The sequence below is a fragment of the Mesorhizobium captivum genome (assembly GCF_033977165.1).
In the GTDB taxonomy this organism is placed as follows: Bacteria; Pseudomonadota; Alphaproteobacteria; order Rhizobiales; family Rhizobiaceae; genus Mesorhizobium; species Mesorhizobium captivum.
On sequence record NZ_JAVIJB010000018.1, the window covers coordinates 100,351 to 124,007 of the forward strand.

Here is a 23,657-nt window from a genome sequence, read left to right on the forward strand (position 1 = left end):
CCAGGGCGGGTTTTTGAACAACGTTTGACTTGCTTCGCCGAAACCGCTGCGCTAACCCTCGCCGCATCGCAGCATAGGGCCCTTAAAACGGTTCAGCGGGTTAAACTGTCACGCTTCCGCATTAGAGTCCGTTGCTGTAATCAAAGTGAACTGGCCCGCCAAAGGAAAGTCGCCGCATGAGCGCACTCCTAAGTTCGTATCTGCCCATCGTCCTGTTCATCGCAGTGGCGATGGTCGTTGGTCTCGCGCTTATCGTCGCGCCTTTCCTGGTGGCCTACCGCAATCCCGACCCGGAAAAGCTTTCCGCCTATGAATGCGGGTTCAACTCGTTCGACGACGCCCGCATGAAGTTCGACATCCGCTTCTACCTGGTGTCGATCCTGTTCATCATCTTCGATCTCGAGGTTGCCTTCCTGTTCCCATGGGCGGTGTCCTTCTCCAAGGTCGGCATGCTCGGCTTCTGGTCGATGATGGTGTTTCTCGCGGTGCTGACCATCGGCTTTGCCTATGAATGGAAAAAAGGAGCGCTGGAATGGGATTGAACGACAGTTCAGGCACCCTCGTCGCGCCGAAGCCCAAGGGCATCATCGACCCCAACACCGGCAGGCCGGTGGGGGAGGACGATCCCTTCTTCCTCGAAATCAACAACGAGCTGGCCGACAAGGGTTTTCTTGTCACTTCCACTGAAGCGCTGATCACCTGGGCGCGTAGCGGCTCGCTGATGTTCATGACCTTCGGCCTCGCCTGCTGCGCGGTCGAGATGATCCACACCTCGATGCCGCGCTACGACAGCGAGCGTTTCGGCGTCGCGCCGCGCGCGTCTCCGCGCCAGTCCGACATCATGATCGTGGCCGGCACGCTTACCAACAAGATGGCGCCGGCGCTGCGTAAGGTCTACGACCAGATGCCGGAGCCGCGCTACGTCATCTCGATGGGCTCTTGCGCCAATGGCGGCGGCTACTACCACTACTCTTATTCGGTGGTGCGCGGCTGCGACCGTATCGTGCCGGTCGACATCTATGTGCCCGGCTGTCCGCCGAGCGCGGAAGCGCTGCTCTACGGCATTCTTCTCCTGCAGAAGAAGATCCGCCGCACCGGCACGATCGAACGGTGAGCCAATGACCCTGGCGTTGAACGAACTCTCCACCTATCTCGGCGAGAAGCTCTCCGGCCGCATTGGCGAAGCCGTGCTCGCCTATGGCGAGCTGACGGTTTCCGTCGAGCCGGGCAATCTGATCGAAGTGGCGACTTTCCTGCGCGACGACCCGCGCTGCCAGTTCATTGCGATCATCGACATCTGCGGCGCCGATTATCCTTCGCGGGCCAAGCGCTTCGACGTCGTCTACCACCTTCTGTCGCCGAAGCAGAACGTCCGCGTCCGCCTCAAGGTACAGGCCGACGAGGAGACGCTGGTGCCGTCGATGACGGCCGTCTATCCCGGCGCCGACTGGTACGAGCGCGAGACCTACGACCTCTACGGCGTACTGTTCTCTGGCCATCCGGATCTGCGGCGCATCCTCACCGACTACGGCTTTGACGGGCATCCGCTGCGCAAGGATTTCCCGCTGACCGGCTTTGTCGAGGTGCGCTACGACGACGAAGCCAAGCGCGTGATCTACGAGCCGGTCGAGCTCAAGCAGGAATTCCGCAATTTCGATTTCCTCTCGCCCTGGGAAGGCACGGACTATGTGCTGCCGGGGGACGAGAAAGCCAAGACGAATTGAGGCGCCAGAATGGCTGAGACCTCCGTCAGAAATTTCAACATTAACTTTGGGCCGCAACACCCTGCAGCGCACGGTGTTTTGAGGTTGGTCCTCGAGCTGGACGGCGAGGTGGTCGACCGCGTCGATCCGCATATCGGGCTCCTGCATCGCGGCACGGAGAAGCTGATCGAGGCCAAGACCTACCTGCAGGCCGTGCCTTATCTCGACCGGCTCGACTATTGCGCGCCGATGAACCAGGAGCACGCCTTCGCGCTCGCAGCCGAGCGGCTGCTCGGCATCGAGGTGCCAAAGCGCGGCCAGCTGATCCGCGTGCTCTATTCCGAAATGGGCCGCATCATGTCGCACATCCTCAATGTGACGACGCAAGCGATGGACGTCGGCGCGCTGACCCCGCCGCTGTGGGGCTTCGTCGAGCGCGAGAAGTTGATGGTGTTCTATGAGCGCGCCTCCGGCTCGCGCATGCATGCGGCCTATTTCCGGCCGGGCGGCGTGCACCAGGACCTGCCGCAGAAGCTGGTCGAGGACATCGGCAAGTGGATCGACCCGTTCCTGAAGTCGATCGACGATCTCGACGCGCTGCTCACGCCCAACCGCATCTTCAAGCAGCGCAACGTCGACATCGGCACGGTGTCGCTTGCCGACGCCTGGGCCTGGGGCTTCTCGGGCGTGATGGTGCGCGGCTCGGGCGCCGCCTGGGACCTGCGCAAGGCGCAGCCCTATGAATGCTATTCCGAGATGGATTTCGACATCCCGGTCGGCAAGAACGGCGACTGCTTCGACCGTTACCTCGTGCGCATGGAAGAGATGCGCCAGTCGGCGAAGATCATGCGCCAGTGCGTCGATCTGCTGCTCGGCAAGGAGAGCGCGGGCCCGGTGTCGAACCTCGACGGCAAGGTCGTGCCGCCGAAGCGCGCGGCGATGAAGCGTTCGATGGAAGCGCTGATCCATCACTTCAAGCTCTATACCGAGGGCTATCGCGTTCCGGCGGGTGAGGTCTATGCGGCCGTCGAGGCGCCGAAGGGCGAGTTCGGCGTCTATCTTGTCTCCGACGGCACCAACAAGCCCTATCGCTGCAAGCTGCGCGCGCCAGGCTTCGCGCATCTGCAGGCCATGGATTTCCTGTGCCGCGGCCACATGCTGGCCGACGTCACCGCCGTGCTTGGCTCCCTCGACATCGTGTTTGGTGAGGTCGATCGCTAAAATGTCAGTCCGCCGTCTCGCAGATGCCAGCGTCCAGCCAGCTTCCTTCGCCTTCAACAAGGCGAACACGGCGGCGGCCAAGCAGTGGATCGCCAAATATCCCAAGGGACGCGAGCAGTCGGCCATCATTCCCTTGCTGATGCTGGCGCAGGAGCAGGAAGGCTGGGTCACGAAGGCGGCAATCGAGGCCATCTCCGACATGCTCGGCATGCCGCGCATCCGCGGCCTCGAGGTCGCGACCTTCTACACGCAATACCAGCTCAATCCGGTCGGCACCCGCGCGCATATCCAGGTCTGCGGCACCACGCCCTGCATGCTGCGCGGCTCGGAAGCGCTGATGGATGTCTGCCGCTCGAAGATCCATCACGACCAGTTCCACACCAATGACAAGGGCACGCTGTCGTGGGAGGAGGTCGAATGCCTCGGCGCCTGCGTCAACGCGCCGATGGTCATGATATTCAAAGACACTTTTGAAGACCTGACGCCGGAGCGGCTGGCCGAGATCATCGATCTCTATGAGGCCGGCAAAGGCGCCACTGTAAAGCCCGGCCCCCAGAATGGCCGCACCGGCTCGGAGCCGGCGACGGGGCTGACGACGCTGAAGAGCGAGAAGGCAATTCTGAAGTCGACCCGCGACAAGGAAGCCAAGGCCGCGGCGAAGGCGGCCAGAGAGGCCGCCGCTGCTGCACCGGCAGCCGCGCCAGCCGCCGTCGTCTCGCAGGCGCCCGCCGCGCCGGCGCCATCGGCTCCGGTCGGGCCGTCGAAATCCAGCAAGCCGAAGACGGATGCGCCCGAAACCAGCCCGGCGCTGAAGACGCCGTCGCCGGTAAAGGTTTCGCCGGCCACCGAGAAGGCGGCCAGCGTCAGGGCGCCCCGCCATTCCGCCGCCAACGCCAACCTGGCTTCTCCGGAAGTCGAAGGGGTTTCGAAGCCGCGCAGCGGGCCGACGATCAAGGCCGAACCGGCTTCCGCCTTCAAGTCGCCCGAGACCAAGCAGCCCGCCGCCAAAACGGCGAAGCCGTCGCTCGAGGACAAGAACCGCCCGGCCGGCATCGAGCGCCCGGCAACGGTCGACGATCTCAAGCTGATCTCGGGCGTCGGACCGAAGATCGAGAGCACCTTGCATTCATTGGGCATCTACACCTTCGCCCAGGTCGCCGCGTGGAAGAAGGCCGAGCGCGAATGGGTCGACGGCTATCTCAACTTCCGCGGACGCATCGAGCGAGACGACTGGGTGAAGCAGGCCAAGGCGCTCGCCAAGGGCGGTGTCGCCGAATACATCCGCGTCTTCGGCAAGAAGCCGGTCTGAGGGACGAACCATGCTTCAGGACAAAGACCGCATCTTCACCAACATCTACGGCCTCTTCGACAAGTCATTGGCCGGAGCGCAGGCGCGCGGCATCTGGGACGACACGCCCGGCCTCATCGCCAAGGGGCGCGACTGGATCGTCAACGAGATGAAGGCAAGCGGCCTGCGCGGCCGCGGCGGCGCCGGCTTCCCGACGGGCCTCAAATGGTCGTTCATGCCCAAGCAGAGCGACGGCCGGCCGAGCTATCTGGTCATCAATGCCGACGAATCCGAGCCCGGCACCTGCAAGGATCGCGACATCCTGCGCAACGATCCGCACACGCTGGTCGAGGGTGCGCTGGTTGCCGGCTTCGCCATGGGCGCAATCGCTGCCTACATCTATGTGCGCGGCGAGTTCATCCGCGAGCGCGAGGCGCTGCAGCGCGCCATCGACGAGGCCTATGAGGCGAACCTCATCGGCAAGAACAACACGTCCGGCTACGACTTCGACATCTATATGCACCATGGCGCCGGCGCCTATATCTGCGGCGAGGAGACGGCGCTGCTCGAAAGCCTCGAAGGCAAGAAGGGCCAGCCGCGGCTGAAGCCGCCATTCCCGGCCAATGTCGGCCTCTATGGCTGCCCGACCACCGTCAATAACGTCGAATCGATCGCCGTAGCGCCGGCCATCCTGCGCCGGGGCGCTGCCTGGTTCTCGTCCTTCGGCCGGCCGAACAATGCCGGCACCAAGCTGTTCTGCGTCTCCGGCCACGTCAACAATCCGTGCACCGTCGAGGAGGCGATGTCGATCCCGTTCCGCGAGCTGATCGAGACGCATTGCGGCGGCATCCGCGGCGGCTGGGACAATCTGCTCGCGGTCATTCCGGGCGGCGCCTCGGTGCCGCTGGTGCCGGCCGAGCAGATCATCGACGCGCCGATGGATTTCGACGCGCTGCGCGATCTCAAATCCGGCCTCGGCACGGCGGCCGTCATCGTCATGGACAAGTCGACCGATATCGTGAAGGCGATCGCCAGGCTTTCCTACTTCTACAAGCATGAGAGCTGCGGCCAGTGCACGCCGTGCCGCGAAGGCACCGGCTGGATGTGGCGGGTGATGGAGCGGCTGGTGCGCGGCGAGGCACAGAAGCGCGAGATCGACATGCTGCTCGACGTAACCAAGCAGGTCGAGGGCCACACGATCTGCGCGCTGGGCGACGCGGCGGCCTGGCCGATCCAGGGCCTTATGCGGCACTTCCGCGGCGAGGTGGAGCGCCGCATCGACGAATTTTCGCGCAACGCGCACCGGGTCGAGCCGGTGATGGTGGCGGCGGAATAATATGTGAAGACGGGCATTCGCCCGGGACGGGGCGGGGCGTACGAAGAAACGACCAGGAGATGTCTATGGCGCCGTATTCGATAGCCTACCCGCTGATGCCTTATTTGGACCAACTCGAGAAGATGAACCAGGACCTGACAAAGATGATGCCGAGGGAGATGGCCAGCGCCGTCAACCTCATGGCGCATCCCGTCGCGGGCGCGGCCGCGATGTCGGCGCTCGGCATAGGTCTTGCCAACCATGCCGTCGGCATGTGGATGGGCGCGTTCACTGGAGCGCTCGAAGCCTCGCAGCGCATGTTCCAGCCGTTCTTCGATGACCTTGAGGCGCAGACCGAAGCCGCGGCCAACTCCTCCAAGGCCCGAAAGGCGACCGACACGCTGATCGCCGAGGCGCAGACCTTCGCCCGGGACGTGACCGACATTGCAGCGACCACAGCCGAGAAGGCACTCGACTCAACAGGCGCCGACACGGTTGCGGAAGCGGCTGCCACCGGGCTGATGCCCGAGGATTTCAGGCAGCCCAAGGCAATCGACAAGCCGGCGAAGCCGTCTGACCTGAAGGCGATTTCAGGCATCGGGCCGAAGCTGGAGAAAGTGCTGAACGGCCTCGGCATCTGGACCTATGGCCAGATCGCCGCCTGGACGTCGGAAGAGATCGCCTGGGTCGAAGACTATCTGTCGCTTGCCGGCCGCATCGGCCGCGACGACTGGACTGCCCAGGCGGCGGCGCTGGTCGCGAAAAGTTGAAATGAAGTGCCGGACGCGGCATCGGTCGCGTCCGGAAAGAGAGATTGCGGGAAATCCGCGAGGGTTTGAGGCGAATGGCAAAGCTCAAGGTCGACGGGAAAGAGATTACGGTACCCGACCACTACACGCTGCTGCAGGCGGCCGAGGACGCCGGCGCGGAAGTGCCGCGCTTCTGCTTCCATGAACGGCTGTCGATCGCCGGAAATTGCCGCATGTGCCTGATCGAGGTGAAGGGCGGTCCGCCCAAGCCGCAGGCCTCCTGCGCCATGGGCGTGCGCGACCTGCGCCCAGGCCCGAACGGCGAGCCGCCGGAGATCTTCACCAACACGCCGATGGTCAAGAAGGCTCGCGAAGGCGTGATGGAGTTCCTGCTGATCAACCATCCGCTCGACTGCCCGATCTGCGACCAGGGCGGCGAGTGCGACCTGCAGGATCAGGCGATGGCCTTCGGCGTCGACTCCTCGCGCTATCACGAGAACAAGCGCGCGGTCGAAGACAAATATATCGGCCCGCTGGTGAAGACGGTGATGAACCGCTGCATCCACTGCACGCGCTGCGTCCGCTTCACCACCGAGGTCGCCGGCATTTCCGAGCTCGGCCTGATCGGCCGCGGCGAGGACGCCGAGATCACCACCTATCTCGAAGAGGCGATGACGTCGGAGCTGCAGGGCAACGTCATCGATCTCTGCCCGGTCGGCGCGCTGACCTCCAAGCCGTTCGCCTTCCAGGCGCGGCCGTGGGAACTGACCAAGACGGAATCGATCGACGTCATGGACGCCGTGGGCTCGGCGATCCGCGTCGATTCGAGAGGCCGTGAGGTGATGCGGATCCTGCCGCGCGTCAACGAGGCGGTGAACGAGGAGTGGATTTCCGACAAGACCCGCTTCATCTGGGACGGCCTGCGCACGCAGCGCCTCGACCGCCCCTATGTGCGCAAGGATGGCAAGCTCGTGCCGGCAAGCTGGGCGGAAGCTTTCGCGGCGATCAAGGACGAGGTTGGCAAGACCGCGCCCGAGCGTATCGGCGCCATCGCCGGCGACCTCGCCGCGGTCGAGGAGATCTATGCGCTCAAGCTTCTGATGGGCGCGCTCGGCTCGAAGAACATCGACTGCCGCCAGGATGGCGCAGCGCTCGATCCGTCGCTAGGCCGCGCCAGCTATATCTTCAATCCGACCATCGAAGGCATCGAGCAGGCCGATGCGGTGCTGATCATCGGCGCCAATCCGCGCTTCGAGGCCTCGGTGCTCAACGCCCGCATCCGCAAGCGCTGGCGCGTCGGCAACCTGCCGGCAGGCGTCATCGGCGAGATCGGCGACACGCGTTATGACTATGAGCTCATCGGCGCCGGGCCCGAATCCTTGAAGGACCTCGCCGACGGCAACGGCAAGTTCTTCGAGGTGCTGAAGAAGGCGACGCATCCGCTGATCATCATCGGCCAGGGCGCGCTGGCGCGCTCGGACGGCGCGGCGGTGCTCGGCCAGGCGGCCAAGCTCGCTGCAGCGGTCAATGCCGTCACGGCCGACTGGAACGGCTTCGCGGTGCTGCACAACGCCGCCGGCCGCGTCGGCGGGCTCGACGTCGGCTTCGTGCCGGGCGAGGGCGGCAAGAATGTCGCCGGTATGCTGGGCGAGACTGACGTGCTCTTCCTGCTCGGCGCCGACGAGATCGAAATGGCCAAGACCGGCAACGCCTTCGTCGTTTATATCGGCACGCATGGCGATGCCGGCGCGCATCGGGCCAACGTCATCCTGCCGGCCGCCGCCTACACCGAAAAATCCGGCACCTATGTCAATACGGAAGGGCGCGTGCAGCAGACCAACCGCGCAGGCTTCGCGCCAGGCGAGGCGCGCGAGGACTGGGCGATTCTCAGGGCACTGTCTGACGTGCTCGGCAAGAAGCTGCCGTTCGATTCGCTGGCGCAGCTGCGCGCCAAGCTCTATGGCGAATATCCGCATCTCGCCCGTATCGACCAGGTCCTGGCCGGCAGCGCCGACGACCTCGCCAAGGCGGCGAAGCTTGGCGGGCGGCTCAACAAGGGCACTTTCACCTCGCCGGTGAAGGACTTCTATCTGACCAACCCGATCGCGCGGGCCTCGGCCGTAATGGCCGAATGCTCGGCGCTGGCCAAGAGCGGCTTCAAGCAGGCGGCGGAATAAGCATGGACACCTTCTTCTCCTTCTACGTGCTGCCGGCGCTGCTGATCCTCCTGAAGTCGGTCGTGCTGATCGTCGTCCTTCTGATCTTCGTGGCTTATGTTCTCTATGCCGACCGCAAGATCTGGGCGGCGGTTCAGCTGCGCCGCGGCCCGAATGTCGTCGGCCCCTGGGGCACACTGCAGGCCTTCGCCGACCTATTGAAATTCGTCTTCAAGGAGCCGGTGATCCCGTCCGGCGCGAACAAGGGCGTCTTCCTGCTGGCACCGCTGGTGTCAGCGGTGCTGGCGATCTCGGCCTGGGCCGTCATCCCGGTCAGTCAAGGCTGGGCGATCGCCAACATCAATGTCGGCATCCTCTATGTATTCGCCATCTCCTCGCTCGAGGTCTATGGCGTGATCATGGGTGGCTGGGCATCGAACTCGAAATATCCGTTCCTCGGCGCGCTGCGCTCGGCGGCACAGATGGTGTCCTACGAAGTCTCGATCGGCTTCGTCATCGTCACCGTGCTGCTCTGCGTCGGCTCGCTGAACCTTTCCGACATCGTGCTGTCGCAGCAGGATGGCCTGGGCACCAAGCTCGGCCTGCCCAACACCTTCCTCGACTGGCACTGGCTGTCGCTGTTCCCGATGTTCATCGTGTTCTTCATCTCGGCGCTGGCCGAGACGAACCGCCCGCCGTTCGACCTGGTGGAAGCGGAATCGGAACTCGTCGCCGGCCACATGGTTGAATACTCGTCGACGCCGTTCCTGCTCTTCTTCCTTGGCGAGTATGTCGCGGTCGTGCTGATGTGTGCGTTGGCTACCATCCTCTTCCTCGGCGGCTGGCTGCCACCGTTCGACTTCGCGCCCTTCACCTGGGTGCCGGGCCTGATCTGGTTCGTGCTCAAGGTCTGCCTGGTGTTCTTCATGTTCTCGATGGTGAAGGCGTTCGTGCCGCGCTACCGCTACGACCAGTTGATGCGGCTGGGCTGGAAGGTCTTCCTGCCGATCTCGCTGTTCATGGTCGTGGCCACCGCGGCCTTCCTCAAGATCACGGGATTTGCGTGATGTCTGCTCTTGCCCAAGCCGCAAAGGCCCTGCTGCTGAAAGATTTCGTCAGCGCTTTTTTCCTGTCGATGCGCCAGTTCTTCGCGCCGAAGGAAACGATCAACTATCCGCACGAGAAGGGGCCGATCAGCCCGCGCTTCCGCGGCGAGCACGCGCTGCGCCGCTATCCCAACGGCGAGGAGCGCTGCATTGCCTGCAAGCTCTGCGAAGCGATCTGCCCGGCGCAGGCAATCACCATCGAGGCCGGCCCGCGCCGCAATGACGGCACGCGGCGTACGGTGCGCTACGACATCGACATGGTGAAGTGCATCTATTGCGGCTACTGCCAGGAAGCCTGCCCGGTCGACGCCATCGTCGAGGGGCCGAACTTCGAATTCGCGACCGAAACGCGCGAGGAGCTTTACTACAACAAGGAAAAGCTGCTCGCGAACGGCGATCGCTGGGAACGAGAACTGGCGCGCAACATCGCGCTGGACGCGCCCTATCGCTGACATTTGACGCCTGGACGCGGCGCGAGAGCCTCGTCCAGAGGATGATCCCGAAAAGTTGCAGACTTTTCGGACCGGATCATCCTCCAGAATAAAAGAGGATGATCCCGAAAAGTTGCGGACTTTTCGGACCGGATCATCCTCCAGAATAAAAGAGGATGATCCCGAAAAGTTGCAGGCTTTTCGACCATCATCCTCCGGAATGAAAGAGTGACGCATGTTTCTTTCGATCGGGTCTTTGAACCCGATCGGAACATGCGCTAGGAAACGCGGCTTCGGCCCCCGGATGCGGGGCGAAGCCTAAGACAACGGAGAGGATGCATGTCCGATCCGACAGGAACCCGGGGGAACCCATGCTGAGTGGATTAGAGGCGGTCTTTTTCTACCTCTTCGCCTTTATCGCCGTGGCGTCGGCCTTCATGGTCATTTCGTCACGCAACCCCGTGCATTCTGTGCTGTTCCTTATCCTCACCTTCTTCAATGCCGCCGGGCTGTTCCTGCTGACCGGCGCCGAGTTCCTGGCCCTGATCCTGCTCGTGGTCTATGTCGGCGCGGTGATGGTGCTGTTCCTGTTCGTCGTCATGATGCTCGACGTCGACTTCGCAGAGATGAAGCAGGGCGCGCTGCAATATGCGCCGATCGGCGCGCTGGTCGGGCTGATCCTGGCGGCGGAGCTGATCGTCGTGCTCGGTGGCTACAGCTTCGCGCCGCAGCTTGCCCCGACGGTGGCGAAGCAGACGCCGGATCTCGCGGCGCGCTCCAACACGGCGGCGCTCGGCGACATCCTCTACACGGACTACCTCTATTACTTCCAGATTGCTGGCCTCGTGCTGCTGGTCGCCATGATCGGCGCCATCGTGCTGACGCTGCGCCACAAGCCCGGTGTCAAGCGGCAGTCGATCGCGGCCCAGGTCGGCCGCACGGCGGCGACGGGCATGGAAATCCGCAAAGTCAAGTCGGGCGAGGGTATCTGAGATGGTCGTCGGCATCGCGCATTATCTGACCTTATCGGCGATCCTGTTCACGCTCGGCGTGTTCGGCGTCTTTTTGAACCGCCGCAACATTATTGTCATTCTGATGTCGATCGAGCTGATCCTGCTTGCGGTCAACATCAACTTCGTCGCCTTCTCGGCGGCACTGCATGACCTCGTCGGACAGGTGTTTGCCCTGTTCGTGCTGACGGTCGCCGCGGCCGAGGCCGCGATCGGACTTGCCATTCTTGTCGTCTTCTTCCGCAACCGCGGCTCGATCGCGGTCGAAGACGTGAGCCAGATGAAGGGTTGACGGGAACCACCATGTATCAGGCCATCGTCTTCCTTCCACTGCTAGGCTTCCTGATTGTCGGCCTGTTCGGCAATTCGCTCGGCGCCAAGGCATCCGAATACATCACCTCCGGCTTCCTGGTGATCTCGGGGGTGCTGTCGTGGATCGTCTTCTTCACTGTCGGCTTCGGCCATGGCGAGGTGTTCACCGTGCCGGTGCTGCGCTGGATCCAGGCCGGCGGGCTCGATGCCGCCTGGGCGCTCAGGATCGACACCCTCACGGTGGTGATGCTGGTCGTCGTGAACACCGTGTCGGCGCTGGTCCATATCTATTCGATCGGCTACATGCACCATGACCCAGACCGGCCGCGCTTCTTCGCCTATCTGTCGCTGTTTACATTCGCGATGCTGATGCTGGTGACGGCCGACAATCTGGTGCAGATGTTCTTCGGTTGGGAAGGCGTCGGCCTCGCCTCCTACCTGCTGATCGGCTTCTGGTACAAGAAGCCGTCCGCCAACGCCGCGGCGATCAAGGCGTTCATCGTCAACCGCGTCGGCGATTTCGGCTTCGCGCTCGGCATCTTCGGCGTCTTCGTGCTGTTCGGCTCGGTCAATCTCGGCACCGTCTTTGCCAACGCCGCCTCCTTCCTTCCGGCCGAAGGCGCGCCGGAGGGTGCCGCCGTGCTCAACTTCCTCGGCTATGCGCTGGACAAGCACACGGCGCTGACGGTGGTCTGCCTGCTGCTCTTCATGGGCGCCATGGGCAAGTCGGCGCAGGTGCCGCTGCACACCTGGCTGCCCGATGCCATGGAAGGCCCGACACCGGTCTCGGCGCTGATCCATGCCGCGACCATGGTGACGGCCGGCGTGTTCATGCTGGCGAGGCTGTCGCCGCTGTTCGAGCTGTCGCATTCGGCGCTGACCGTCGTCACCTTCATCGGCGCCTTCACCGCCTTCTTCGCGGCGACCGTCGGCCTGGTGCAGAACGACATCAAGCGCGTCATCGCCTATTCGACCTGCTCGCAGCTCGGCTACATGTTCGTGGCGCTCGGCGTCGGCGCCTATGGCGCGGCGATCTTCCACCTGTTCACGCATGCCTTCTTCAAGGCGCTGCTGTTCCTTGGTTCGGGCTCGGTCATCCACGCCGTCTCCGACGAGCAGGACATGCGCAACATGGGCGGGCTGAGAACGCTCATCCCCAAGACCTACTGGATGATGGTGATCGGCACGCTGGCGCTGACCGGCGTCGGTATCCCGGCGACGGTGATCGGCACCGCCGGCTTCTTCTCCAAGGACGCCATCATCGAAGCATCCTTTGCCAGCCACAACGCGGTCGCGGTCTTCGCCTTCGTGCTGCTCGTCATCGCCGCCTGCTTCACCAGCTTCTACTCTTGGCGGCTGATCTTCATGACCTTCCACGGCGAGCCGCGCGCCAGCCACGAGGTCATGCATCACGTGCATGAATCGCCGCCGGTGATGCTGGTGCCGCTCTATCTGCTGGCCGCCGGCGCGTTGTTTGCCGGCATCGCCTTCCACGGCGCCTTCATCGGCGAGGGCTATGCCGAGTTCTGGAAGGCTTCGCTGTTCACACTGCCGGACAACCATATCCTGCACGAGATCCACGAATTGCCGCTATGGGTGGAACTGGCACCCTTCATCGCCATGGTCATCGGCTTCGCGGTCGCCTGGAAGTTCTACATCCGCTCGCCGGAACTGCCACGGAGCGTCGCCGCCAACCACCGCCTGCTCTACGGCTTCCTGCTCAACAAGTGGTATTTCGACGAGCTCTACGACTTCCTGTTCGTGCGGCCGGCGAAACGCCTCGGCCGGTTCCTGTGGAAGACCGGTGACGGCGCCGTCATCGACGGGCTCGGCCCCGACGGCATCTCGGCGCGCGTCGTCGACGTCACCAACCGCGTCGTCAAGCTGCAGACCGGCTATCTCTATCACTATGCCTTCGCCATGCTGATCGGCGTGGCCGCTCTCGTCACCTGGATGATGCTCTGATGACCGACTGGCCAATCCTCTCGCTGGTCACCTTCCTGCCGCTGGTTGGTGTTCTGCTCATTCTGCCGATCAGCGACGACAGCGAAAACGCGCGCCGCAACATCCGCTCGATCGCCTTCATCACGACGGCGTTCACCTTCGTGGTGTCGCTGTTCATCTGGAAGGGTTTTGACAATTCGCAAGCCGGCTTCCAGTTCGTCGAGAAATTCGCCTGGCTGGATTCGGGCATCTCCTACCACATGGGCGTCGACGGCATCTCGATGCTGTTCGTCATCCTGACCACGTTCCTGATGCCGCTTTGCATCCTCGCCTCGTGGGACGCGATCGAGAAGCGGGTCAAGGCCTATATGATCGCCTTCCTGATCCTCGAGACGTTGATGATCGGCGTGTTCTGCGCGCTCGACATCGTGCTGTTCTACGTCTTCTTCGAGGCGGGCCTGATCCCGATGTTCATCATCATCGGCGTCTGGGGCGGCAAGCGGCGCGTCTACGCCTCGTTCAAATTCTTCCTCTACACGCTCGCCGGTTCGGTGCTGATGCTGCTCGCCATCATGGCGATGTTCTTCCAGTCCGGCACGACCGACATCACCACGCTCTTGACGCACAACTTCCCGGCTAGCATGCAGACCTGGCTGTGGCTCGCTTTCTTCGCCTCTTTCGCGGTGAAGATGCCGATGTGGCCGGTGCATACCTGGCTGCCCGATGCGCATGTCGAGGCGCCGACGGCGGGTTCGGTCATCCTGGCCGCCATACTCCTGAAGATGGGCGGGTATGGCTTCCTGCGCTTCTCGCTGCCGATGTTCCCGCTGGCGTCCGAGATGTTCGCGCCGCTCATCTTCACGCTCTCAGTCGTCGCCATCATCTACACGTCGCTGGTGGCATTGATGCAGGAGGACATGAAGAAGCTGATCGCCTACTCGTCGGTCGCCCATATGGGCTTCGTCACCATGGGCATCTTCGCGATGAACCAGGAAGGCGTGCAGGGCGCGATGTTCCAGATGCTCAGCCACGGCCTCGTCTCCGGCGCGCTGTTCCTGTGCGTCGGCGTCATCTACGACCGCATGCATACGCGTGAGATCGACGCCTATGGCGGGCTGGTCAACAACATGCCGAAATACGCCACCGTGTTCATGATCTTCACCATGGCCAATGTCGGCCTGCCGGGCACCAGCGGCTTCGTCGGCGAGTTCCTGACCATGCTCGGCGTATTCCGGGTAAACACCTGGGTGGCCTTCTTCGCCGCCACCGGCGTGATCCTGTCGGCGGCTTACGCGCTCTGGCTCTACCGCCGGGTGATTTTCGGCGCGCTGACCAAGGAGAGCCTGAAGAACCTGCTCGATCTCTCGACCCGCGAGAAGGTCATCATCTACCCGCTGGTGGCGCTGGTCATCTTCTTCGGCGTCTATCCGGCGCCGGTGTTCGACGTCACGACGCAGTCGGTGAAGGCGCTCGTCACCAACGTCACCGCATCCATCAATTCCGCGCAGACCGCGGCGGCGAACTGACTGGGGAAACACCATGACGCCGGACCTTCTCTCCAGCCTTTCGCTCTCGACGCCGGAGCTGATCCTCGCCATCGGCGCGCTGGCGCTTTTGATGGTGGGCGCCTATTCGCGCTCCAACAACACGATGACGGTGACCGGCCTTGCGGTTGCGGTGCTTGTGATCGCCGGCCTGTGGCTGGCTTTCACCAGAGGAGAGGGGGCTGCCTATGGCAGTGCCTTCGTCCAGGATCCCTTTGCCCGCTTCATGAAGATGCTGGCGCTGATCGGCTCGGCGGTGACGCTCGTCATGTCGATGCGCTTCGCCAGGCAGGAGCATTTCGACAAGTTCGAATATCCGGTGCTGATCGTGCTCTGCACCCTCGGCATGATGCTGATGATCTCGGCCAATGGCATGATCGGGCTCTATCTCGGGCTCGAGCTGCAGTCGCTGGCGATTTATGTGCTGGCGGCGATCAACCGCGACAATCTCCGCTCGACCGAGGCGGGCCTGAAGTATTTCGTCCTCGGCGCGCTGTCGTCGGGCATGCTGCTCTACGGCATCAGCCTAGTCTACGGTTACACCGGCAATACCGGTTTCCACGAGATCGCGACGGCGCTCGGCGGTGGCGAGCGCCAACTCGGCCTGGTCTTCGGCCTGGTGTTCGTGCTTGCCGGCCTTGCCTTCAAGATATCGGCGGTGCCGTTCCATATGTGGACGCCGGACGTCTACGAAGGCGCGCCGACGCCGATAACCGCCTTCCTGGCGGCGGCGCCGAAAATGGCGGCGATGGCGCTGATCGTGCGCGTCACCATGGGCGCCTTCAAGCCGATCGCCGCCGACTGGCAGCAGATCGTCGTCTTCATCTCGATCGCCTCGATGGCGCTCGGCGCCTTCGCGGCCATCGGCCAGACCAACATCAAGCGCCTGATGGCCTATTCCTCGATCGGCCATATGGGCTATGCGCTGGTCGGCCTTGCCGCGAACAGCCAGGCCGGCGTGCGTGGCGTCGCGATCTACATGCTGATCTATCTGGTGATGACGCTCGGCACCTTCGCCTTCATCCTCGCCATGCGGCGCAAGGAAGGCAATGTCGAACAGATCGGTGACCTCGCCGGCCTTGCCTCGACCAACCCGATCATGGCCACCATCCTCACCATCCTGATGTTCTCGCTGGCCGGCATTCCGCCGCTCGCCGGCTTCTGGGGGAAGTGGTACGTGTTCCTCGCAGCCATCAACGCGCATCTTTACGCGCTGGCGATCATTGGCGTGCTGGCTTCGGTGGTGGGCGCCTATTATTACCTGCGCATCATCAAGATCATGTGGTTCGACGAACCTGTCGGCGGCTTCGTGCCGATGGCGAGCGAGCTGCGCCTCGTGCTCGGCGTCAGCGGCGCCTTCGTGCTGTTCTACGTGCTGATCGGCGGCCCGATCGGCAGCTATGCCGAAGCCGCCGCAAAAACCTTCTTCTGACCGGATGGCATTTCGGCTGGCTCCAACCGCGGCGTTGCAAGGGTTCCGGCTCGAGGCCCATGACAGCGTCGGCTCGACCAACGCGCTGGCGCTGGAGCATGCGCGGGCCGGCGATCCGGGAAAACTCTGGGTGGTCTCGAAGAAGCAGGAAAGCGGGCGCGGGCGGCGCGGCCGCGCCTGGGCGACGCCCGAGGGCAACCTGGCGGCGACGCTGCTCCTGGTTCCCAATGGTGAATTGCGGCTTGCCGCGACGCTCGGCTTCGTCGCCGGGCTTGCTCTGGCGGACGCGCTCGACGCCATAGTCCCGAAAGGCCGAATTGCCGTCGGCCTCGACGGCGGCAGCGAAGGCCGCAATCGCTTCGAGCTGAAATGGCCGAACGACGTGCTCGCTTCCGGCGCCAAGCTCGCCGGCATCCTGCTGGAATCGGCGATGCTCGAAGGCGGCCGCTTTGCGGTCGCTGTCGGCATCGGCGTCAACGTCGTGGCTTACCCGCAGGATTTGCCGTATCCGGCGACGTCGCTCAAGGCACTGGGTGCCAGTTGCGATGCCGAGACGCTGTTCCTGGCGCTTTCGGATGCCTGGAGCGAGAATGCCAGATTGTGGGATGACGGTCGCGGGCTCACCGCAATCAGGAAGCGCTGGCTGGCGCGCGCGGCCGGGCTCGGCGGCGAGGTTGCTGTCAGAATTGACGGCAATGTGGTGCGCGGCGTCTTCGAGACCATTGACGAGGACTGCCGTTTCGTGATCCGCGACGATGACGGATCTGTTCTGACGATCGCGGCCGGCGACGTGCATTTCGGCGCGGTCGCGTCGGCGCGGATATAGTTTTGTTTTTGCGCAATTCCGGACGGAAAACGGTGACACACTTTTCCTGGAATTGCTCTAACGGCTTGGCCTGACCGGCCAGGAAGGAAAGAATTCATGGCGGATAGAGAAAACGCCGAACTCGTCTTCGCGCCGCTCGGGGGTGTCGGCGAGATCGGCATGAACTTCGCCCTCTACGGCTACGGGCCGGCAGACGCGCGCGAGTGGATCGTCGTCGATGTCGGCGTCACCTTTCCCGACACCGCGCATCCGGGCGTCGATCTCATCCTGCCCGACACGCGCTTCATCGAGGAGAATATCGACGGCCTGCGCGGCATCGTCATCACCCATGCGCATGAGGACCATTACGGGGCGCTGCTCGACATCTGGCCGAGGCTCAAGGTGCCGGTCTGGATGACGCCGTTCACAGCCGGTCTGCTCGAGGCCAAGCGGCAGGGCGAGCAGGGCGCGCCGAAGATCCCGGCAACGATCTATCGGGCGGGCGAGAAGTTCACCATCGGGCCGTTCGAAATCGAGGCCATCCCGGTCGCGCACTCGATCCCCGAGCCGATGTCGCTGGCGATCACCACGCCGGCCGGCACGGTGATCCACACCGGCGACTGGAAGATCGACCCGGCGCCGACGATCGGGCCGAAGACCGACGAGGCGCGCTTCCGCGCCTATGGCGACAAGGGCGTGCTGGCGCTGATCTGCGATTCCACCAATGCGCTGAGGGAAGGGGATTCGCCGTCGGAAGTGGCGGTCGGCGAGGGCCTCAAGGGCGTCATCGAGAACGCCAAGGGCCGGGTCGCGGTCACCACGTTTTCCTCCAATGTCGGGCGCATCGTCTCGATCGCCAGGGCAGCGCGCGATGCGGGCCGCCAATGCCTGGTGCTCGGCCGCTCGCTGAAGCGCGTCATCGATGTCGCGGGCGAGCTCGGCTATATGGACGGGTTGCCGGAATTCATCACCGAAGAGGATTACGGCTTCATCCCGCGCGAAAACCTGGTGATCATCTGCACCGGCAGCCAGGGCGAGCCGCTGGCAGCACTGGCGAAGCTGTCGCGCGACGAGATGAAGTCGGTGGCGCTGACGGCCGGCGACACGGTCGTGTTTTCCTCGCGCACCATTCCCGGCAACGAAAAGGCGATCCTCGAGATCAAGAACCGGCTGATCGACCTCGGCATGAAGATCATCGAGGACGGCGACGCGTTGGTGCATGTCTCCGGCCATCCGCGCCGCAGCGAATTGCGCAAGATGTACGAGTGGGTGCGGCCGCAGATCGGCGTGCCGGTGCATGGCGAGGCGGCGCATCTGGTGGCGCAGGGTTCGCTGATGTCGATGTCGGGCATCGGCCAGGTGGCGCAGGTACGCGACGGCGACATGCTGAGGCTTTGGCCCGGTCCCGCCACGATCATCGACCAGGTGCCGTTCGGCCGCCTCTACAAGGACGGCTTCTTGATCGGCACCGACCAGGCGATGGGAATACGCGACCGGCGCAAGCTGTCCTTCGCCGGCCATGTCGCGGTCAATGTCGTGCTCGACGAGAAGTACGAGCTTGCCGGCGACCCTGATCTGGTGGCGATCGGCGTCGCCGAGGCCGATGCCAGCGGCGAGACGCTGGAAGACCTGATGCTCGATGCGGCAATCGGCGCGGTGGACTCGATCCCCCGCCAGCGCCGAAAAGACCTCGACCTGGTGCAGGAGGCCGTACGCCGTGCCGTGCGTGGCGCCGCCAACGAAGCCTGGGGCAAGAAGCCGCTGGTGACTGTATTCGTCACGCGGTGACGAATAAGGGAATAGGGGAGTAAGGCAGTAGGGGAGTAGGGAAGAACGAGCAATTGCTTCTCAGTCTTGTTTTCCCTACTCCCATACTGCCCTACTCCCTTACTCCCCTAATGCGGAGCGCTTTATGCTCGGACGCCTGAATCATGTCGCGCTTGCCGTGCCGGATCTGGCCGCGGCGACAGCCGCGTATCGCGATCTGCTGGGCGCGCGGCTGAGTGCGCCGCAGGCGCTGCCGGAACATGGCGTGACGGTGGTGTTCGTCGATGTCGGCAATACCAAGATCGAGTTGCTGGAGCCGCTCGGCGACGCTTCGCCCATCGCCGCATTCCTCGAGAAGAATCCGTCGGGCGGCATGCACCACGTCTGTTACGAGGTCGACGACATCCTCGCAGCGCGGGATCATCTCAAGGCGGGCGGCGCTCGAGTGCTTGGAGACGGCAATCCGAAGACCGGCGCTCACGGCAAGCCGGTGCTGTTCCTGCATCCGAAGGACTTTTTCGGCACGCTGGTCGAACTGGAGCAGGCATGAACTGGGTTTCGCTGGTAGCGCTGTTCTTCGTCACCTGGTGGCTGGTGCTGTTTGCCGTGCTGCCGTTCAGCCTGCGCACGCAGGACGAGGACAAGGACGTGACGCTCGGCACGGTCTCAAGCGCTCCGCGCGGGCCACATATGCTGCGCGCGGCGATCCGCACGACAATCGTCACTGCGATCGTAATCGGCATTTTCTACGGCCTGACGAGAGGGCTCGGCCTGGGCTTCGACGACATCCCGCACATCGTGCCGGACTTTAGTCACACGGCCGGCCACTAAAGTCCTACTCAGTTTCCGCAAGTATTGACTAGCCGGCGCGCGTTTTGGTTGAAATCGGAAGCCGGCTTCCGATTTCAAACGCTGATTCAGCGTAATGCCGTTTGGTAGCTTGTCGTGCTAAGCAGATGATTGCACAAAAAAAATGCAAGGCACGAGGCCTTGCAATTTAAACGCGTCCGATCCGTTTCCGGTGTCCGGCGGCAGCGAGTTACCGCGCCTAGATCGCATCCTCCCAAGACTTTGACCGCGTAGGAGAGCAGATTTTTCTCCGCCCTCTCGGTTATCGGCGCACACTAGACCAAGGCAGGTGAAAATGTCACGAAGAATTTTGCCTTCAAACGGGCAATATCGTGCTGCACTGCACAATAGTGCGGCAGGGCTTGCTTGTGAATCGATCAAAAAGCCAGATGCGGCACTTTGTGATCAAAAACGGCCTTTTGGTAAGGTGCAGAAGGCCCCGATACTTTGGGGCATTCGGGTTTCCAATCGGCCATGAAATGGCTATGAAGCCCGGGCAAACAGCCTCGGTTGCGCCGATTCCCGCGCCGCCATTTTTCAGTCACGGACCAGTCCATGCGTTTGTCGCGCTACTTCCTGCCCATTCTCAAAGAAAACCCTCGCGAGGCCGAAATCGTCTCGCACCGGCTGATGCTGCGCGCCGGCATGATCCGCCAGCAGGGGCAGGGCAGCTTCTCCTGGCTGCCGCTCGGCAAGCGCGTGCTGGACAAGGTCTGCCAGATCATCCGCGAGGAGCAGAATCGCGCTGGCGCACTGGAAATCCTGATGCCGACCATCCAGTCGGCGGACCTCTGGCGCGAGAGCGGCCGTTACAACGATTACGGCAAGGAGATGCTGCGCATCAAGGATCGCCAGGACCGCGACATGCTCTACGGTCCGACCAACGAGGAAATGGTCACCGAGATCTTCCGCGCCTATGTGAAATCCTACAAGGACCTGCCGCTCAACCTCTACCATATCCAGTGGAAGTTCCGCGACGAGGTGCGTCCGCGCTTCGGCGTCATGCGCAGCCGAGAATTCCTGATGAAGGATGCTTATTCCTTCGATCTCGATTTTGAAGGCGCGAGAGCCGCCTACAACCGCATGTTCGTCTCCTATCTCAGGACGTTCACGCGCATGGGCCTGCAGGCCATTCCGATGCGCGCCGACACCGGCCCGATCGGCGGCGACCTCAGCCATGAGTTCATCATCCTGGCCGATACCGGCGAGAGCCAGGTGTTTTGCGACCGCGCCTATCTGTCGCTCGACGTGCCCGGCGCGGACACGAACTTCTCCAACGATGCCGAGATCGGCGGCATTGTGAAGACATGGACGACGCCTTACGCCGCCACCGACGAGATGCATGACGAAGCGGCCTGGGCGAACGTCCCCGAGGGCGACAGGCTTTCCGCGCGCGGCATCGAGGTCGGCCACATCTTCCATTTTGGCGAGAAGTACTCGAAGCCGATGGGCGCCAAGGTGACCGGGCCCGACGGCAAGGACCATTTCGCTTCGGGCGGCTCCTACGGCATCGGCCCGTCGCGGCTGGTCGCGGCGATCATCGAGGCGAGCCATGACGAGAACGGCATCATCTGGCCGGAAGCGGTGGCACCGTTCGATATCGGCCTGATCAACATGAAAGTGGGCGACGCCGAATGCGACCGCGTCTGCGACGAGCTCTACATGGCGCTGACTTCGGCCGGCAAGGACGTGCTCTATGACGACACGGATCAGCGGCCGGGCGGCAAGTTCGCCACCGCCGACCTGATCGGCCTGCCCTGGCAGGTGATCGTTGGCCCGCGCGGCGTGGCCGCCGGCGAGGTCGAGATCAAGAACCGTCGGAGCGGCGAACGCGTGACGCTGCCGATCGCGGAGGCCGGGAAACGCTTGGGTATCGCCTGATGAGCGAAGCGGCGGCAGCGGCCAGATCGCCGGCGGGCGCCTTTTCAGGCTTCGAGCGCATGGTGGCGTGGCGCTACCTGCGTTCGCGCCGCAAGGAGACGGTGATCTCGGTGATCGCCTCGATCTCCTTCCTCGGCATCATGCTGGGCGTCGCGACGCTGATCGTCGTCATGGCGGTGATGAACGGTTTTCGCGCCGAGCTGTTGACCCGCATCCTCGGCGTCAACGGCCATCTGATCGTGCAGCCGCTGGATTCGCCGCTGGAGGATTATGCGCAGGTAGCGAGCCGCATCAACGGCGTTGCCGGCGTCAAATACGCCATTCCGCTGATCGACGGGCAGGTGCTGGCGCAAGGCAATGTCGGTGGCGGAACCGGCGCGCTGGTGCGCGGCATCCGCGGCGAGGACCTTGCCAAGATCGCAATCGTCTCCAGCAACATCAAGCAGGGAGCGCTTGACGGCTTCGATGCCGGCGAGGGCGTGGCGATCGGCAAGCGCATGGCCGAGAATCTCGGCCTCGTCCTCGGCGACAGCATCACGCTGATCTCGCCCGAAGGCGATGTCACGCCGCTCGGCACGACGCCGCGCATGAAGGGCTATAAGGTGGCGGCGATCTTCGAGGTCGGCATGTCGGAGTATGACAGCTCGATCGTCTACATGCCGTTTTCCGAGGCGCAGCTCTATTTCAACATGGATGGGCGAGCGCAGACCATCGAGGTCTATGTCGACAATCCAGACAATGTCGATGCGCTGAAGCCGCTGGTCGAGCAGGCGGCGCAGCGGCCGGTCGACCTCGTCGACTGGCGCCAGCGCAACGAAACCTTCTTCTCGGCGCTGCAGGTCGAGCGCAACGTCATGTTCATGATCCTGACGCTGATCGTGCTGGTGGCGGCGCTCAACATCATTTCCGGCCTCATCATGCTGGTGAAGGACAAGGGCCACGACATCGCCATCCTGCGCACCATGGGCGCGTCACGCGGCGCAATCCTGCGCATCTTCCTGATGACCGGGGCCGCGATCGGCGTCACCGGCACCATCGCCGGCGTGCTGCTCGGCGTCGTCATCTGCCTCAACATCGAATCGATCCGCCAGTTCTTCTCCTGGATGACCGGCAGGATCCTGTTCAACCCGGAACTCTATTTCCTTAGCCAGCTACCGGCGAAAATGGATCCGCGCGAGACCACCTATGTCGTCATCATGGCGCTGGCCCTGTCCTTCCTGGCGACGGTGTTTCCGGCCTGGCGGGCGGCCCGGCTCGATCCGGTCGAAGCCTTGAGGTACGAGTGATGGCCGAAGCCATTATCGAGCTGAAGGGCGTCGAGCGGCACTATGTCCAGGGGCCGCGCAAGCTCACCATTCTGAACGGCGCCGATTTCTCGCTCAGGCGCGGCGAGATGGTGGCGCTGGTGGCGCCATCTGGCACCGGCAAGTCGACCCTGCTGCATACGGCCGGCCTGCTCGAGCGGCCGGACGCCGGCGACGTGGTTCTTAACGGCCGCGCCTGCGGCCGGCTCTCCGACGAGGAACGCACCGCGATCCGCCGCAACGATGTCGGCTTCGTCTATCAGTTCCATCATCTGCTGCCGGAGTTTTCCGCACTCGAAAACATAATGATGCCGCAGCTGATCAAGGGGCTTTCCTCCAAGGAGGCGTCCGAACGGGCGGCGCAGCTTCTCGACTACATGCAGATCGGCAAACGCGCGCAGCACCGGCCGGCCGAGCTTTCGGGCGGCGAGCAGCAGCGCGTGGCAATCGCGCGCGCCGTCGCCAACGCGCCGCTGGTGCTTCTGGCCGACGAGCCTACGGGAAATCTCGATCCGGCGACGGCTCACTACGTCTTCGACGCGCTGGAAGCGCTGGTCAGGCAATCGGGGCTGGCGGCGCTGATCGCCACCCACAATCACGAACTGGCCGCACGCATGGACCGGCGCGTGACGCTGGCCGAGGGGAAGGTTGTGCCCCTTTAGGGTATGCGCAATTCAGGTGAGGCCGGCCTGCGGACCTCAGCTTATGCGATCCTAGCGAGGTCCTTCCGGACAGTCGTTTCGGACAGCGGAAAGACTGTCGAAGTCGGCGCCGCCCCTTGTATCTGCACGGACAGAGATTTGTGCGATGGAAGCGACTGAGCCTCGAACCGGACGGCCA

22 protein-coding genes are annotated in these 23,657 nt (G+C 63.4%); all 22 read left to right on the forward strand.

Annotated features, from left to right (window positions below):
- The first annotated feature begins 176 nt into the window (after positions 1–176).
- A complete protein-coding gene (locus RFM40_RS17030; RefSeq protein WP_126099540.1) occupies positions 177–542 on the forward strand; it encodes an NADH-quinone oxidoreductase subunit A in 366 nt (121 codons plus the stop codon).
- Entirely contained in the window at positions 533–1,114 is a 582-nt protein-coding gene (locus RFM40_RS17035) for a NuoB/complex I 20 kDa subunit family protein (protein WP_013531090.1), read from the forward strand. Before RFM40_RS17030 ends, RFM40_RS17035 begins: the two co-directional genes overlap by 10 nt.
- A gap of 4 nt (positions 1,115–1,118) precedes the next feature.
- On the forward strand, positions 1,119–1,724 hold the full coding sequence (locus RFM40_RS17040; RefSeq protein WP_320277855.1) for an NADH-quinone oxidoreductase subunit C: 606 nt from the start codon (positions 1,119–1,121) through the stop codon (positions 1,722–1,724).
- Positions 1,725–1,733: 9 nt separating this feature from the next.
- Positions 1,734–2,924, forward strand: coding sequence for an NADH-quinone oxidoreductase subunit D (locus tag RFM40_RS17045; protein WP_320219293.1), 1,191 nt, complete (start codon positions 1,734–1,736; stop codon positions 2,922–2,924).
- Position 2,925: 1 nt separating this feature from the next.
- Positions 2,926–4,233 (forward strand): NADH-quinone oxidoreductase subunit E, encoded by a 1,308-nt coding sequence (locus tag RFM40_RS17050; protein WP_320277856.1) that lies wholly within the window; start codon positions 2,926–2,928, stop codon positions 4,231–4,233.
- 10 nt (positions 4,234–4,243) lie between these two features.
- Positions 4,244–5,548, forward strand: coding sequence for an NADH-quinone oxidoreductase subunit NuoF (nuoF, locus tag RFM40_RS17055; protein WP_320219291.1), 1,305 nt, complete (start codon positions 4,244–4,246; stop codon positions 5,546–5,548).
- Between the two features lie 65 nt (positions 5,549–5,613).
- Positions 5,614–6,297 carry an NADH-quinone oxidoreductase subunit E gene (locus RFM40_RS17060; RefSeq protein WP_320227546.1) on the forward strand — a complete coding sequence of 228 codons (684 nt, stop codon included), beginning with the start codon at positions 5,614–5,616 and terminating at the stop codon, positions 6,295–6,297.
- Between the two features lie 74 nt (positions 6,298–6,371).
- Positions 6,372–8,453, forward strand: a complete 2,082-nt coding sequence (gene nuoG, locus RFM40_RS17065) for an NADH-quinone oxidoreductase subunit NuoG (protein WP_320277857.1) — start codon at positions 6,372–6,374, stop codon at positions 8,451–8,453.
- Positions 8,454–8,455: 2 nt separating this feature from the next.
- Complete coding sequence (gene nuoH, locus RFM40_RS17070; protein ID WP_320219288.1) at positions 8,456–9,499, forward strand: NADH-quinone oxidoreductase subunit NuoH; 1,044 nt, start codon at positions 8,456–8,458, stop codon at positions 9,497–9,499.
- Positions 9,499–9,990 (forward strand): NADH-quinone oxidoreductase subunit NuoI, encoded by a 492-nt coding sequence (gene nuoI, locus RFM40_RS17075; protein ID WP_320227548.1) that lies wholly within the window; start codon positions 9,499–9,501, stop codon positions 9,988–9,990. The genes nuoH and nuoI overlap by 1 nt, the downstream gene beginning before the upstream one ends.
- Positions 9,991–10,340: 350 nt before the next feature.
- The gene (locus RFM40_RS17080) at positions 10,341–10,961 is read left to right on the forward strand and encodes an NADH-quinone oxidoreductase subunit J (RefSeq protein ID WP_320277858.1); all 621 of its coding nucleotides are present in this window, start codon (positions 10,341–10,343) and stop codon (positions 10,959–10,961) included.
- Between the two features lies 1 nt (position 10,962).
- A complete protein-coding gene (nuoK, locus tag RFM40_RS17085; protein ID WP_059185256.1) occupies positions 10,963–11,271 on the forward strand; it encodes an NADH-quinone oxidoreductase subunit NuoK in 309 nt (102 codons plus the stop codon).
- Positions 11,272–11,282: 11 nt separating this feature from the next.
- Complete coding sequence (gene nuoL, locus RFM40_RS17090; RefSeq protein ID WP_320272095.1) at positions 11,283–13,256, forward strand: NADH-quinone oxidoreductase subunit L; 1,974 nt, start codon at positions 11,283–11,285, stop codon at positions 13,254–13,256.
- Positions 13,256–14,761, forward strand: coding sequence for an NADH-quinone oxidoreductase subunit M (locus RFM40_RS17095; protein ID WP_320227551.1), 1,506 nt, complete (start codon positions 13,256–13,258; stop codon positions 14,759–14,761). Before nuoL ends, RFM40_RS17095 begins: the two co-directional genes overlap by 1 nt.
- A gap of 13 nt (positions 14,762–14,774) precedes the next feature.
- A complete protein-coding gene (nuoN, locus tag RFM40_RS17100; RefSeq protein ID WP_320227552.1) occupies positions 14,775–16,211 on the forward strand; it encodes an NADH-quinone oxidoreductase subunit NuoN in 1,437 nt (478 codons plus the stop codon).
- 4 nt (positions 16,212–16,215) lie between these two features.
- Positions 16,216–17,037, forward strand: coding sequence for a biotin--[acetyl-CoA-carboxylase] ligase (locus RFM40_RS17105; RefSeq protein ID WP_320277859.1), 822 nt, complete (start codon positions 16,216–16,218; stop codon positions 17,035–17,037).
- A gap of 96 nt (positions 17,038–17,133) precedes the next feature.
- Complete coding sequence (locus tag RFM40_RS17110) at positions 17,134–18,804, forward strand: ribonuclease J (protein ID WP_320277860.1); 1,671 nt, start codon at positions 17,134–17,136, stop codon at positions 18,802–18,804.
- A gap of 124 nt (positions 18,805–18,928) precedes the next feature.
- Complete coding sequence (mce, locus tag RFM40_RS17115) at positions 18,929–19,333, forward strand: methylmalonyl-CoA epimerase (RefSeq protein ID WP_320227555.1); 405 nt, start codon at positions 18,929–18,931, stop codon at positions 19,331–19,333.
- Positions 19,330–19,614: a DUF1467 family protein gene (locus tag RFM40_RS17120; protein WP_320277861.1), complete on the forward strand. Its 285-nt coding sequence runs from the start codon at positions 19,330–19,332 to the stop codon at positions 19,612–19,614. Before mce ends, RFM40_RS17120 begins: the two co-directional genes overlap by 4 nt.
- 573 nt (positions 19,615–20,187) lie before the next feature.
- A complete protein-coding gene (gene proS, locus RFM40_RS17125) occupies positions 20,188–21,513 on the forward strand; it encodes a proline--tRNA ligase (RefSeq protein WP_320277862.1) in 1,326 nt (441 codons plus the stop codon).
- On the forward strand, positions 21,513–22,799 hold the full coding sequence (locus tag RFM40_RS17130; protein WP_320277863.1) for a lipoprotein-releasing ABC transporter permease subunit: 1,287 nt from the start codon (positions 21,513–21,515) through the stop codon (positions 22,797–22,799). Before proS ends, RFM40_RS17130 begins: the two co-directional genes overlap by 1 nt.
- Complete coding sequence (locus tag RFM40_RS17135) at positions 22,799–23,479, forward strand: ABC transporter ATP-binding protein (protein ID WP_320227559.1); 681 nt, start codon at positions 22,799–22,801, stop codon at positions 23,477–23,479. The genes RFM40_RS17130 and RFM40_RS17135 overlap by 1 nt, the downstream gene beginning before the upstream one ends.
- Positions 23,480–23,657: the final 178 nt, after the last annotated feature.